We start from the raw sequence: 13638 nt of genomic DNA on the forward strand, positions 1-13638 counted from the left end.
TGGGCCGGCGCGGTCCCTTTTTCCCGTTTTTACCGGAGAAACAGAGATGAATGCACCCTCGACCTTCGTTTCGAACCGCCACGGCGAGCCCGGTCACGAGGTTAACCTGCCGGACACGCGGATGTTGGTCGGCGGCGAACGATTTGAAGCGGAAGGCGGTGGGCGGATAGATGTGGAAGACCCCGCTACCGGCAAAGTCTTCGCTAGCGTCCCCGCCGGCGGCGCAGCAGATGTCGACCGCGCAGTCACGCGGGCGCGCAAGGCGTTCGAGAGTGCGGAATGGTCCCGCATGCGCCCGCTCGATCGGGGGCGTATCATCGAGGCGATCGCGCGCAAGATCGAGGACCATGCTGACGAGCTGGCCCTGCTCGAGAGCTACGACAACGGAAAGACCGTCCACCACGCTCTGGCCGTGGATGTGCCCTCTGCCGTAGATATCTTCCGCTACATGGCCGGCTGGGCCTCGAAGATCGGCGGGCAGGTCAACCCGTTCTCCGGTGACGGGCGGCAGTACCATTCTTACACCGTGCGCGAACCGATAGGGGTCGTCGGCCAGATCGTGCCGTGGAACTATCCGCTGGCGATGGCGGCCTGGAAGATCGCCCCGGCACTCGCTGCCGGCTGCACCATCGTTCTGAAGCCATCTGAAGTGACCCCGCTCACTGCGTTGCGGCTTGCTGAACTGGCGTTGGAAGCTGGTCTGCCGGAAGGGGTGCTCAATGTTGTCACCGGCTATGGCCATGAAGCGGGGCAGGCGCTGGTCGAGCATCCCGGTATCGACAAGATCGCCTTCACCGGGTCGACGCGAGTGGGCAAGCAAATCGTCCGGACCGCCGCGCAAGACCTGAAGCGCGTGACTCTCGAACTGGGCGGCAAGTCTCCTTCACTGGTCTTTGCCGATGCCGATCTTGATGCCGCGGCGATGGGCGCTGCGCTGGCGATCTTCTTCAATTCCGGCCAAGTCTGCCTCGCCGCGTCTCGCCTCTATGTCGAGCGGTCGGTATTTGACCGGGTGGTCGAAGGCGTGGCGAAGGTGGCTGCGGGTTTCAAGCTCGGCCATGGCCGAGATCCCGATGCCATGCTCGGACCGCTCGTGTCTCGTGCCCAGCAGAGCCGCGTGCTGGGCTACATCGAACAGGGCAAGCAGGCTGGCGCGGAGCTGGTCAGCGGAGGCACCACAGGCGGACGCGACGGCTACTTTGTCGAGCCCACGATCTTTGCCAATCCTGATCCCGACGCCAGCATTGTGCGTGAGGAAATCTTCGGTCCGGTGCTGGTCGCGACGCCTTTCGATGACGTCGACGACGTGGTGCGGGCCGCAAACGATACTCGTTACGGGCTAGCGGCAAATATCTGGACGCGGGACATTTCACGTGCCCACCTGACGGCGCGTCAACTTCAGGCGGGCGTCGTTTGGGTCAACACTCACGGAATGAATGACCCTTCCGCGCCATTTGGTGGCGTGAAGGAGTCTGGATGGGGACGAGAGGTCGGTGAAGAGGGCGTTCTTCACTACACGGAGAGCAAGACAGTAACGGTCTTGCTGGATTCCTGAGCACTCACGATTTCGTCAAGGGAAATGCGGGCGTCCCAACATTTCCCTTGGTGGCCATTTAAGAACGACTTCGGCGTGATGTGGACGCTGTTTGGGGTGGAGACAATCCAGGAGACTCAAGGAGTGGGGAGGTCTTGCTTCTAGCCGCCTCGAGGCTTACCTTGCTCCACATAGGAGATTTGTGCCCAAAGTGGTAGTTCGCCTGTTCGCGCCTTGAGCGCCCGTCGGCGGTAGTTCCGCGACTTGCAGGTTTGCATACCCCGGATCGTTGAGGTCCATCCCATTGATGGGTGAACGTAGGACAGGTTTGAAAGCTCAGACTTGGCCCCGCGAATGACTGCTTAATCGGCGGATTTACGCTTTCCCGTAGTTTTCGAATTCGGCAATCAAATGATCAAATACCGTCCGAACGCGGGGAGTATCGCGCAAATCCTCATGGATAACCACCCATGTGTCGAGCGCACCGATAGCAACATCCGAAAGAACAGCGCTCAACGTTGGGTCGCTATCGCCGACGGCACGCTGTATGACGCCGATTCCGATACCGGCTCGTACCGCCGCAAGCTGCCCCGGATGGCTGTCCATCCTCAAAATGAACCGACTTTGATCAAGATCTGGAAGCAAGCGCGTAATCGCATCTAAATCCTGCGGGGATCTGTCCGGACCCACCAGATCGTGCTGGTTCAGATCCGCGAGTGTAACCGGCAGCCCGTGCGCGGCTAGGTAATCGACATGGGCGTAGAAGCCGAGTGCGATCGATGGCACTTTGCGCGCGACCAGTGAGGTCTGCCGGGGCGGCGTCATACGCACTGCTACATCGACCTCCTGTTCCAGCAGGTTGGCGGAAAGGTTGCTCGTTTCGACCTCGAGGATCAGCGCAGGATGGCGTCGGCGCAACCTGGCGAGCATCGGGGGCAAGACCGCGACACCGACGAAATCGGACACACTCAGGCGCACCACGCCAGCGATTGCGCCGGGAAGTGCACTGGCGCCTCGCTCAAAGGCCTGCGACGCGCGGGCCATGGCGCGGGCTGCCTCGCCTAACACCCTTGCTTGAGCAGTGGGCACGAGACCGCGCACCGAGCGAGTGAACAATCGGCTGCCGAGCGCACGTTCGAGCGCTTCGAGCCGTGCGCGGACGGTTGGCTGCGTAACCTTCAGCCGGCGTGCTGCCGCGGAAAGACTGCCCTCTTCAAGCACCGCGAGAAACGCGCGCTGATCTTCCCAGTTTAACGATTGGCTCATAGTTTATGCACTAGCAGATCGAAGTAATTATGTAATTATCTTTCATTTGCTGGCGGTCCAGATCTCTCCTGTCACGAGGAGAAGCATGATGAGCAAGACAAGGACGGTTCTGATTCTGGGCGCAACGGGCGGCATCGGCGGGGCAGTGGCGAGGGCGATGCTGGCACATGGCTGGTCGGTGAAGGCGATGCGCCGCGGGGCTAGCCCAATCGGGGGCGATCAGTCCGCAGGCATCCGCTGGATCGAAGGCGATGCGATGAATGCGGCAGACGTGCTCCGTGCGGCGCAAGGCGCTCAGGTCGTTTTCCACGGTGTGAACCCTCCGGGCTATCGCAATTGGGGGCACCTGGTCCTGCCGATGATCGACAATAGCATTGCGGCGGCGAGGGCCGCGGGCGCACGCCTTGTCCTGCCCGGCACGATCTACAATTACGGTCCCGACGCCTTTCCCGATCTCGATGAGCGCGCTCCCCAAAATCCCCTCACGAGCAAAGGCGCTATCCGTGTCGAGCTTGAACGACGGCTCGCGAAGGCAGCTGAGAATGGGGTGCCGGTGCTGATCCTTCGGTTTGGTGATTTCTTCGGCCCAGGGAGTGGAAACAACTGGTTCTCGCAAGGACTGGTCAAGCCGGGTACGCGGCTCAGGACCATAACCTATCCGGGTCGCGAGGGAATCGGTCACGCCTGGGCTTATTTGCCTGACGCTGGTGAGGCCGTCGCGCGGCTGCTCGATCGGACCGATGCGCTTGATCGTTTCGAGCGCTTTCATTTCGAAGGGCACTGGGATTTCGATGGCGCCCAGATGGTAAGGGCGATTATCTCTGCGCTGGGGCGTCCAAACATCGCGGTCAGGCGGTTTCCCTGGTTACTTCTTCGAGCGGCTGGTTGGTTTCAGGAGACGCCGCGCGAAATCGTCGACATGCGCTATCTCTGGCAGCAACCGATCCGTCTGGACAATAGCCGCTTGACGAGTTTCCTCGGAGCAGAGCCACATACTCCGCTTGGTGAGGCTGTTCGCGATACGCTCGCTTGGCTGAAGGTGTGTTGAAGCGCTGCCCATGAGTGCCAAGCATTGCAGGTGCAGGCTCAGCAGAAGTGATGTAAAAGTTGATCGCAACTCGCGATTTACGATCGTGCCCCACGGCGGGGTGTAGCTGAGGCCGAAGCGCGGCCCGATTTCGCTCGGCGAACTGAAGTTTCAGTGGACTTGGCTCGTATTGTCAAATGATCGATCATTCGCCCATGCTTCAAGGTCGGAAAATGCATAGACGACACGTCGCCCGAATTTCCGAAAGGGTGGGCCACCGCCGACAACCCGCAGCTTTTCGAGCGTACGCGGTGAAAGGCGCAAATATTCGGCGGCCTCGGAATTTGTCAGATGCACGCCAGTTGGCTTGGTCATAGTTTAAGACCCTTATTCCGCGAAACAGTTTTGGACCATTAAGCTGTCACCGGAAAAGCACTTGGGAAATATACGTTCGAGTGCACCATGCTGGCTTTCTGATGCACCCAGGCGGCAGGATCGGGATTTCTGCATGCTCAGGCGGGCAGTGAGTGAGGTGAGCCCAAAGCCCGCGCCGGCAGAATCGGCGGGTGGGAATAGGAGAAAAAGTTGTATTCATCGGGCCGGAGCCAAGGATGCGCGCCAAGTAGGTATCTTTATGCTTTGCGCGGGAGCACGCCTCAGCTTTCCTCCGCGTGGCTCCTATGTGGCTCCTAGTCGAACTGACGCCGAGATTATGTGCGTCGCGCGTTCTAAGAAAATGGCGGAAATGCGCCAGAAAATCGCCCTGCCGCATCTTGGGAACGCTTTGGCGCAATGACACTGGTGACGTATTTGGCATAGAGCAGCAGGTCGCGCGAAGGCTTGTAGGTCACGTTCGCGAGGTAGCTGAAATTGCCCTTCGAGTATGTGTAGGTCGATCCCGGCTCGCCCGCCGAAGTATCGAAGAAGGTCTTGTCGTCCTGCGTATAGCGGATGCCGCCCGTCACATCGATCTGGTCGGTGGCGTGCCAGGTCGCCTGTCCATAACCGGCGACTTGCCGGACCTTGAAATAGAAGCTGCGGTCAAAATCGGTGATCGGCGTGCCGGGATGGGCGTTGCCGGGGAAGACCTGGAAGGTATCGACAACCGGCAAGCCGAACGGATTCTCTCCCGGCGGTGTACGGCGGTTGTAGTAGAACAGGCCCGCGGTCGCCGCGACCGGCGTGGTGTCCACGTTGAACTGCAGCTCGTTGCTGAACTGACGCAGCTGGTTGCAGCAGCGCACCGACAGCGGAGAGAGCGGCGCGAAGGCGACGGGTGAACCGTCCGGCCCATAGGCGATCGGCACCGTCAGCGTGCCGGTTCCGTCCAGGTTCGAGGTGAAGGCATTGCGATCGAGCGAACGCCAGCTGGTGGTGTTCTTGATCGTCAGGTGCTCATTCGCGCGATAGGTGCCGACGATCAGGTGAGAGGTCGTCTTCGTCACGCTCTTGGTCGTCGTGTCGTTGAACACCACGTTGCCGCGCTTGGTCTGGATATAGTCGTCCAGCGTCGGCCCGCCGAAATAGACTTGCGAGGCCACCAGTTGATAGGCCGCGATCCCGCCCGGCGTATCGGGGAAGCCCAGCAGATAGACCGGCGGGGGAGAGAATTCCTGCCGTGACCAGTCGAACTTGTAGTCGATCGTCAGGTCGTCCAGCGGTTTCCAGCGCACCGCCGCGTGGACGGCATCGGTGGTGCTTTCTCCCAGCCGCTTCACCGACGTGAGCTTGCCCACTTCACCCGAAGTCTCGTTCGAATAGTCGAGCGTGATCTGGTCGTAATTGCGCACGTTGTTGCGCTTTTCATTGTGGAGGTAGCTGACCGCCGCACTGATCCCGTGCCATTCGGGCAGGTCGATCCGCGTCTTGCTGCGGAACGATCCGAAGCGGGCATAGCTGAAATCCTGCTTGGCCGCGAAGACGCCGCGCGGGCCGGACGTGATGTAGTTGATCGCGCCGCCGGTGGAATTGGTGCCGAACAGCGTTCCGGCCGGGCCGCGGATCACCTCGATCCGCTCGATATCGGCCACGTCGAAGATGATGCCGCTGAGCGAGCCGAGATAGACTCCGTCGATGTAGTAGGAGATGCCGTTGTCCACCGTCGGGTTGGACGCCGCGCCGGAAACCTGCCCGCGCATCATGGTGGAGGGGATCGCGTTGCCGCCCGGTTGGGTGACGACGTAGAGATTGGGGGCGACCGAGCGCAAGTCGGCGATGTTCTCGATCCGCGAATTCGCGATCTGGTCGGCGGTGATCGCCGTGACGGCGACCGGCACGCTTTGCAGGTTCTCGGATCGCTTCTGGGCGGTGACGATGATTTCCTGAATGGTGGTCACCGGCTGCGGGGCCCCGTCAGGCGCGGTCTGCGCCGACGCTGGCGTGGCCGTTACGGCCAGCCCCATGGCCAGCGCCGAGCAGCCCGCGAAACGCGCGAGGTTCAGGTTCTTCATGCAAGTGCCTCCCCAATTTTTTGTGGTTCTGTTCTGTCGTTCCGGTCGGTTTATCGCCTGTTGTTGGGATTTCGCTGCGGCTGCATCACGCTTTAGGCGTGCCGCAGCCGCTCCGGTCCGCGCGATGCCGCGCGCCACCGGGTCGGCCGGCCCCGCAGGACGCGGGACCGGCCTGGGAGGAGGCCGCCTTACTCGGCGGCCTGGAGAGCCGGTTGGTAGTCGGGATCATCCTCGTTGCAGAGGCGATTGGTATCGAGCCAGAGGCCTTCCTCTGCCGGCGTGATCCCCAGCTCGCGGCGGATGTCGACGATCTGCTGGTCCACCCGCGCGCGCCAGTCCACCAGCATCAGCGGCATGGTCCAGTTCCGCCCCTGCTCGGCACCGCGAAATTCGGCTTCCAGATTGACGACCATCGCCTCAGGATAGTGCAGCCCGTCCTTCAGGATCGTCTTGGCCTTCAGGTAGAAGGCGATGCGCGAGAAGAAGGCGGAAAGCTCCGGATGGAAATAGCGCGCCTTGGCATGCATGTTCGCGGTCAGCAGCGCGATCTCGCCGCCGTGGTTGGGGCCGAAGCCGGTCACCATATGCTCGATATCGTGCGTCAGCGCGGTTTGGCGCAAGTAATAGGTGAAGTCGTTCACCACCTGCACTTCCTGGAAGAACAGGTCCAGCTGATAGCCCGAGTTCACCATGAAATCGCGGATCGCCGCGCCCAGCGTGCCAGGGGTGCAGTGTTCCAGTTCGGCGATGGTGAAGTCCGCCAGTCGCCTTTCCTCCAGCCAACGGCTGAATTCGGGCAGGCGGGCCTTCTCCATCTCGAACAGCTGGATGATGCGGGGCATGTCCTCCAGCTCGTGGAAGATCTGCGCGACTTCGGGGATATAGGCGGTGTTGGGCAGGTCCGGCCCGTTCCGGCGGAGCATCTCCTGCGCGATCAGCGCGCGCAGCGGCGCGTGATTGAGGTAGCGGGAGGAGCTGACCAGCACAGAGCTTTGCGTGGTGATCGCCTTGATCGCGCCGTTGAAATAGGCGCGGTCGGCATCGCCGATCGTGGCTTCGTTCATCGGGACATCCTTTCCTTTTGGGGCGCGCTTCTCTTCTGCGAAAGCGCTGCCCCGGTTGGTGTCATCAGGTCATTTCATTCGGCAGCTTCCGCGAAATTGCCCAGTGGCTGGATTGCGGGGGAGAGGAACTGGCCCGGCTTGGCACCGGTATAGGCCCCGTTCTCGAACGTGGGCACGCCGTTCACCAGCGTCAGCCGCGTCGGCATCGCCTTGCGGGTGAAGCGCCAGGAATGGCCGCCGCGCCCGTCCGGCACGTCATGCGCCTTCTCCATCTCGCGCCGTTCCACTTCGGCAAGGTCGAACACGGCGATGTCCGCCCGCTTGCCTTGTGCGATCACGCCCCGGTCGTTGAGGTTGAAGTGGCCCGCGAGCTTGCCGGTCATGACGTGGACCGCCTCTTCGATGGAGAGCGAGCCTTCCTCACGCACGTACTGCGTCAGCAGCAGCGCATTCTCGCCGCCGCCGCAGAGCATCTGCAAGTGGGCCCCGGCGTCGGAGATGTTGCCCACCGTCTTGGGATCGCGCATCAGTTCGATCGTCAGGGCCTCATCCTTGGGGAACGGCGCCATGTGCACGGTGGAGCGGGTGCCGTTGGCGAGAATCCACTCCGCCATCGCGTCGGATCGATGCAGCCCGCGCTCGTCGGCATAGGCCTTGAGCGTCACGTTGACCGGGCCGGTGCCGTTCTCGCTGTCGATCAGGTTCAGCGCCTGCGGGTTCTTCAGCGGCGAATGGTCCCAGGCGTTCTCGTCCCAGCTCTTGCGCGCGCGTGCTCGCCAGTCCGGATCGGCCAGCAGCCGCGCCTTTTCGCCATGATCCTCGGCCATGACGACTTCGTGCCAGACATAGTCGTTGGACTGCGCGAAGATCAGCGACTTGACGATGGAAAGCACATTGGTGGGCGAAACGTGCGCGAAGCCGGGCCAGATATCGACATCCGCCTCGCGCATCGTGCGCAGGCTTTCCTGCATAGCGGGCAGGATCGCCTTCTGGAAATCCAGCGTCGGCACCGCCCCCGCAATCTGCACGCGGATCTTGCGCCCGCCCAGCAGCTTCGCCAGCCGCTCAAGGTCGGCCGGGCCGGTCATGCGCATGAAGGTATCGACGATCACCTGATAGCAGCAGTTGGGATAGCGCTCCATCACGTCGAACAGTGCGGCGAATTCCGCATCGTTGGCCTTCAGTGTGGGCACCGGGCGGTCCTGCCCGTCGTGATCGTGCAGATTGTCCGACATGCCGAGGGCCCCTGCCGCCAGCGCATCGTCCAGCAATTCGCACATCCGCGCGATTTCCTCGGGCGTCGCCTCGCGGTCCCACGCTTCCACGCCCATCGCGGCAAGGCGGATGGCGATATGGCCGACATAGGCGGCATAGTTCAGCGGCACCGTCACGTTCCGCTCCACCGATGCGCGGTATTCGGACCATGTGTTCCAGTCCCACGGCAAGTGCTGCAGGAACGGGCCTTCGGGAATATCCTCGAAGAACGAGAAGATGCCGATCATCTCCTTCTGCGCGGGCATGTAGCGATGGAGCGGCGCGGTGGAAAAGCCGCAGTTGCCCAGAATCATCGTCGTCGCGCCATAGCCGGGCAGGGGATCGAGATCGGGCTGCCACCACATGGTGCCGTCGTAATGCGTGTGGCTTTCGATGAAGCCGGGGGTGACGTAGCAGCCTGTGGCATCCACCACACGCTCGCCGCGCGGCTCAAGGCTGGGGCCGACTTCGGCGATGGTGCCGCCGGTCACGCGCACATCGGCCGCGTAGGCCGGGGCGCCGGTACCGTCGACCACGGTGCCGTTCCTGATCAGGATATCTTCCATTTTCGGGCATCTCCCACGCTGTTTTTGTCCCGGCCCTCCAAGTGGCCGCCGGGCGATCGTTGTCGCGAGGAAGATGATAGAATGAGGGGGCGTGGGGCCGAAGAAACGGCTTGAAAATCGTGTCATAATCTGCACCCATGCGTATCGAAATGCGATACGATTCCACAAGCGATGCGATGCTGGGCGTGCTGCGCCGCCACTTGCGGCAGGAGGGGTGGACGGCGCCCCGTCTGGCCGAAACGCTGGGCGTTTCGGAGGCGACGGCAAAGCGCTGGATCGTCGGCAAGGGACTCACGCTGGACCGGCTGGAACGCATGGCCGAACTGTGCGGAACCACCATCTCCGAACTCGCGCGGGAGGCGGAGCAGGCGCGCACAGGCCTCGCCCGCGAACTGACTTTGGCGCAGGAGCGGGCGCTCTCTGCCGATGTGTTTCTCTCCACCCTGTTCATGGCACTGCTGGCCGGGGCGAGCCCGCGCGAGATCGGGGAGGATTTCGGTCTTCCGCGTGCCACGCTGGATGCGGCTCTGTTGAAGCTGGAGCGGTTGGCGCTGATCGACCGCCTGCGCGGAGACCGCGTGCGCCCACGCGTCGACCGGGCGCTGATCTTCCGCAAGCTGCCGCTGCGCAAGCTGTTTGAAACGCACCTGAAACAGCAGTTCATGGCGATGGATTTCGGCGCACCCGATGCGGTCTACACATCCGAATTGATCAAGCTGTCCGAAGCAGGGGCGGGGCAATTGGCCGAACTGATCGAGCGATTGCGCCGCGACGTGCAGGCACTGGGCGACCGCGACCGGGAAACGAGCCTGCGACCGGGCCGCTGGCTCACCTTGCTCTGCGCGCTCCGGCCTTTCGACACCAGCGGCATTGCCGATGCCGCCGCTGGCCTGAGCTGACGACGATCAGGCCAGTTTCGGCCGGCGGCCCAGCCAGCGCGCTGCGAACCACAACGCCAGCACGGCGCCCGATGCCGACAGGATCGCCAGCGCGGCAGATGCTCCGGCGTGGAGGCGGACCGGATCGAGCGCGAACTGCACCAGGAACGGGCCGCCGAAAATCGCCCCTTTCATCAGGCCGATCACGCGCCCGCGATTGCTTTCGTCCGACAGGCCGATGGCATAGACCATCAGGCTGGGCATCAGCATGCCGATGCCCACGCCCTCTATCGCCATGCCCAGTGCGACCATCGGCGCGGTGGGGGCATAGGCCATGATCAGCAAGCCGAAGCCGCTGCACGCCGCGCCGAAAACGAACGCCAGATCCAGCGAGATCAGCCGCCGGATCCGGCCATAGGCGAAGCCGGTGAGCACCACCGTCGCCGCACCGGACAGCGCGACGATCGCCCGGCCCGAACTGGTGGCTACGCCCACATCGACCAGCCGGTGCGGCAGATAGGCCGACGTGCCGGTGGCGATGCTGCCGACGATCAGCCCGAAGCCGAGGATCGAGGGCAGCAGCCTTGCCGGAATGCCCGATGCCGCAGTCGCTCGCCCGCGCGCGGTGGCGGCCGGTTTTTCGGGAATGCCCGCCAGCGCCAGCGCCGCCGCGACGAAGCCCACGGCATAGATCAGGAACGAGGTGCGCCACGCCGTATCCGCCAGCGAGCCAGCGACGATCGACAGCGCCATGCCCGCCAGCGCACCGACCGAGGGGATCACGCCGGACCAGAAATTGCGCCCCGCCTCGTCCCAATAATCGCCGATGACCGAGAACGCCGCCGCGCCCATCGATCCCAGTGCGATGCCGACGATCAGGCGGCCGAGAACCGCCTGTTCCAGCGTCGCCGCGAACAGGATGCCGCAGCCGGCAAGGCCGTAGAGCAGACCGGAAACGAACATCACCCGCCGGTGCCCCAGCCGATCTCCCAGCCAGCCACCCAATGGCGATCCGATCAGGACACCCAGCCCCAATACGGTCAGCACCACGGTCACGGTGACATGGCCGCTGGCTGCGCCGAACTCACGCTCGATCTGCGGCAGGATGGGGGAGAGCGTGCTGTTGGCGACGCCGCTCATCGTCGCGAAAGCGACCAGCGCGGCGCGGCCGGTCAGGCCCAGCCGGGAGGGAGTGAGGGATGCGGGGGACATGCTCATGCCGCCACTTCCGGCCGCCAGGACACGCCGTTGATATGCCCGCCGCCGTCCACGAACAGCGTGTTGCCGGTCATGTAGCCGCCGCCCTCGCTGGCCAGAAACACGGCGACGGGGCCGACGTCCTTTGTGGCATCGCCGAAGCGGCCCACCGGCACTTGCGACAGGATTTCCTCCGCCATGGCGGGGTTGGCTTCGAAATAGTCGCGCGCCTGCGGGCTGGTGGCGGAGGGGCAGATCACGTTGCAAGTGATCCCGTGCGGGCCCCATTCGACCGCCGCCGTGCGGGTCAGCGCGCGCACGGCTTCCTTGCTGGCATTGTAGGCGGCGGTGAACATGTGCGCATTGACGCCGTTCAGCGAGCCGAGGTTGATCACCCGGCCATAGCCCTGCGCCTTCATCACCGGAAACGCAGCGCGCATGGCGCGGAATACGGCCCAATAATTGAGGTCGAAACTCGCCGCCATGTCCGCATCGCTGTGGCTTTCCAGTCGCTTGGGAAAGCTGGCCCCGGCATTGTTGACCAGCACGTCGAGCCGGCCGAGATGTTCGACGGTTTCCGCCACCATGCGCTCGATCTGTTCGGGGAGGGTCACGTCGATCTGCATCGCCAAGGCACGTACACCGTGGGTTCGGCGCAGCCATTCAGCCTCGATCTCGGCTTCGTCCAGACGGCGCTGGGCAATGACCACATCGGCCCCGGCTTCGGTCAAGGCCCGCGCGATGCCTTGGCCCACGCCCTGTCCACCACCGGTGATCAGCGCCGCGCGTCCTGCCAGCAGCCGGGTTCCCTGTGCCATCGCGGTCATCGTGTCGTCCTTCATCGGCCTTATCCCAGCCCTGCGCTTTCGGCGGAAATAACGGCGGGATCGCCCGCGTGGAGGAACCAGAGCGCATCGCGCCGCACGATGCGCCAGCCTTCGGCCTGCCTTTGCCAGCGATCGACATATTCGCCGGTGGAATCGAATATCCGGCCGAGCGGATCGTCCTGCCGCTGGTGCCGTGCCTGCACATAGGCGCGGCTTGTGGCGTGATCGCCCTCGATATCGACGATAATGCTGCCGATCAGATGTTGCGTGGGGCCGCACCGGTCGAGATAGCGGCGCATGTTGCGTTCCAGGGCATCGATGCCGATTTCCTCACCCAATCCGTAGTTGAAGGTCAGGTCGTGGGCGAAGACATCCGAAAGCTCGCTCCACTTCTTCCGGTCAAGCACGCGGGCGAAGCGGGAAAGTCCCCGCACGATCTGCCGCTCGTCGAGCAAAGTCTGGATTTCACTCATCGCTGCATCCCTGTCGTGCTTTAGTCGGCAAGCGCGGGGTAGTCGGTATAGCCGCGCCGGTCGTCGCCCATGCCGGTGTAGAAGGTCGTGCGGTCCGCCTTGGCGAGCGGCGCGCCCACGCGCAGCCGCTTTGCAAGATCGGGGTTGGCGATGTAGGCGAAGCCGAAAGAGACGGCATCGGCCTTGCCCTCGGCCAGCACGGCGCGCGCTTTTTCGGGCGTCAGCGCACAGTTTTCGATTACCGGGCCAGACCAGTGTGCGCGTACCAGTTCCAGCGCGTCGAACCCGGTATTGGGGATATGGATCAGATGGCAATAGGCCAGCCCCAGCGGGTCGATGGCATCCAGCAGCGCCGCGTAAGTCTCGGCCGGGTCGGCATCGGCCATGCCGTTGAAGGTGACGCCGGGGCAGATGCGCAGGCCCACGCGGTCCGCGCCGATGGCCTTCGCCAGCGATTCCAGCACTTCCACCACGAAGCGCACGCGGTTCTGTGCCGAGCCGCCGTAACGGTCCGTGCGCTGGTTGCTGTTGGAGGACAGGAACTGCATCGGCAGGTAGCCGCTGGCGCAGTGGAGTTCGACGCCGTCGATCCCCGCCGCGCGGGCATTGCGCGCCGCTGCCACGTATTCGGCGATGACGCCGTCGATCTCGGCGGTTTCCAGTGCGCGCGGCATTTCGGTGGGCACCGGCACGCCGTCCGGACCGGGGATCGGGTCCGGGCAGGGCAGCGCGGAAGGGGCGACGGTTTCGGCGTCGGCGGCCTTGTTCGCGCGCACCGATGCGCGACCGACATGCATCAGTTGCACGACGATGCGCCCGCCTTCGCCGTGAACCGCCTCCGCCACCTTGCGCCAGCCTTCGACTTGCGCAGGCGAATGGATGCCCGGCGTGCGCCAGTAGCCTTTGCCGGTGGGGGAGGGCTGCGTGCCTTCGGTAACGATCAGCCCGGCCGATGCGCGCTGGCGGTAGTATTCCACCATCAGGTCGGTCGGCTCGTCCTGCGGCCCGGCGCGGTCGCGCGTCATCGGGGCCATGACCACACGGTTGGCCAGCTCGATGGTGCCAAGACGGACGGGTGTGAAAAGCGGATCCATCGGACGCC

General features: G+C 63.7%; 12 protein-coding genes. 3 read left to right on the plus strand and 9 right to left on the minus strand.

Features of this window, described 5'->3' with window-relative positions:
• Positions 1 to 46: 46 nt before the first annotated feature.
• The gene (locus ACZ1JV_RS03185; protein ID WP_465149538.1) at positions 47 to 1555 is read left to right on the plus strand and encodes an aldehyde dehydrogenase family protein; all 1509 of its coding nucleotides are present in this window, start codon (positions 47 to 49) and stop codon (positions 1553 to 1555) included.
• Positions 1556 to 1909: 354 nt separating this feature from the next.
• Here the strand turns inward: ACZ1JV_RS03185 and ACZ1JV_RS03190 are convergent, their stop codons facing one another.
• On the minus strand, positions 1910 to 2800 hold the full coding sequence (locus ACZ1JV_RS03190) for a LysR family transcriptional regulator (RefSeq protein WP_465149539.1): 891 nt from the start codon (positions 2798 to 2800) through the stop codon (positions 1910 to 1912).
• An 85-nt stretch (positions 2801 to 2885) separates the two neighbouring features.
• Between ACZ1JV_RS03190 and ACZ1JV_RS03195 the strand changes: the two genes are divergently transcribed.
• Positions 2886 to 3848 carry an NAD(P)H-binding protein gene (locus ACZ1JV_RS03195; RefSeq protein WP_465149540.1) on the plus strand — a complete coding sequence of 321 codons (963 nt, stop codon included), beginning with the start codon at positions 2886 to 2888 and terminating at the stop codon, positions 3846 to 3848.
• 150 nt (positions 3849 to 3998) lie between these two features.
• Here the strand turns inward: ACZ1JV_RS03195 and ACZ1JV_RS03200 are convergent, their stop codons facing one another.
• From ACZ1JV_RS03200 to ACZ1JV_RS03215, 4 genes are all read right to left on the minus strand, one after another.
• Positions 3999 to 4202 (minus strand): helix-turn-helix domain-containing protein, encoded by a 204-nt coding sequence (locus ACZ1JV_RS03200; protein ID WP_465149541.1) that lies wholly within the window; start codon positions 4200 to 4202, stop codon positions 3999 to 4001.
• A gap of 353 nt (positions 4203 to 4555) precedes the next feature.
• Positions 4556 to 6277 (minus strand): TonB-dependent receptor, encoded by a 1722-nt coding sequence (locus ACZ1JV_RS03205; protein ID WP_465149542.1) that lies wholly within the window; start codon positions 6275 to 6277, stop codon positions 4556 to 4558.
• A gap of 188 nt (positions 6278 to 6465) precedes the next feature.
• On the minus strand, positions 6466 to 7341 hold the full coding sequence (locus tag ACZ1JV_RS03210; RefSeq protein WP_465149543.1) for a Coq4 family protein: 876 nt from the start codon (positions 7339 to 7341) through the stop codon (positions 6466 to 6468).
• Positions 7342 to 7415: 74 nt separating this feature from the next.
• Complete coding sequence (locus ACZ1JV_RS03215) at positions 7416 to 9161, minus strand: N-acyl-D-amino-acid deacylase family protein (RefSeq protein ID WP_465149544.1); 1746 nt, start codon at positions 9159 to 9161, stop codon at positions 7416 to 7418.
• A gap of 149 nt (positions 9162 to 9310) precedes the next feature.
• Between ACZ1JV_RS03215 and ACZ1JV_RS03220 the strand changes: the two genes are divergently transcribed.
• Entirely contained in the window at positions 9311 to 10060 is a 750-nt protein-coding gene (locus ACZ1JV_RS03220; RefSeq protein ID WP_465149545.1) for a helix-turn-helix domain-containing protein, read from the plus strand.
• Between the two features lie 6 nt (positions 10061 to 10066).
• On the opposite strand, the gene ACZ1JV_RS03225 is transcribed toward ACZ1JV_RS03220, so the two are convergent.
• The 4 genes from ACZ1JV_RS03225 to ACZ1JV_RS03240 are packed head-to-tail and all read right to left on the minus strand — an operon-like array spanning position 10067 to position 13630.
• Positions 10067 to 11257, minus strand: a complete 1191-nt coding sequence (locus ACZ1JV_RS03225; RefSeq protein WP_465149546.1) for an MFS transporter — start codon at positions 11255 to 11257, stop codon at positions 10067 to 10069.
• The gene (locus ACZ1JV_RS03230; protein WP_465149547.1) at positions 11254 to 12078 is read right to left on the minus strand and encodes an SDR family NAD(P)-dependent oxidoreductase; all 825 of its coding nucleotides are present in this window, start codon (positions 12076 to 12078) and stop codon (positions 11254 to 11256) included. Before ACZ1JV_RS03230 ends, ACZ1JV_RS03225 begins: the two co-directional genes overlap by 4 nt.
• Before the next feature lie 5 nt (positions 12079 to 12083).
• The gene (locus ACZ1JV_RS03235; protein WP_465149548.1) at positions 12084 to 12536 is read right to left on the minus strand and encodes a nuclear transport factor 2 family protein; all 453 of its coding nucleotides are present in this window, start codon (positions 12534 to 12536) and stop codon (positions 12084 to 12086) included.
• Between the two features lie 20 nt (positions 12537 to 12556).
• Positions 12557 to 13630 carry an alkene reductase gene (locus ACZ1JV_RS03240; protein ID WP_465149549.1) on the minus strand — a complete coding sequence of 358 codons (1074 nt, stop codon included), beginning with the start codon at positions 13628 to 13630 and terminating at the stop codon, positions 12557 to 12559.
• Positions 13631 to 13638 lie beyond the last annotated feature (8 nt).

The sequence above is a fragment of the Novosphingobium sp. BL-S-19 genome, from assembly GCF_055521675.1.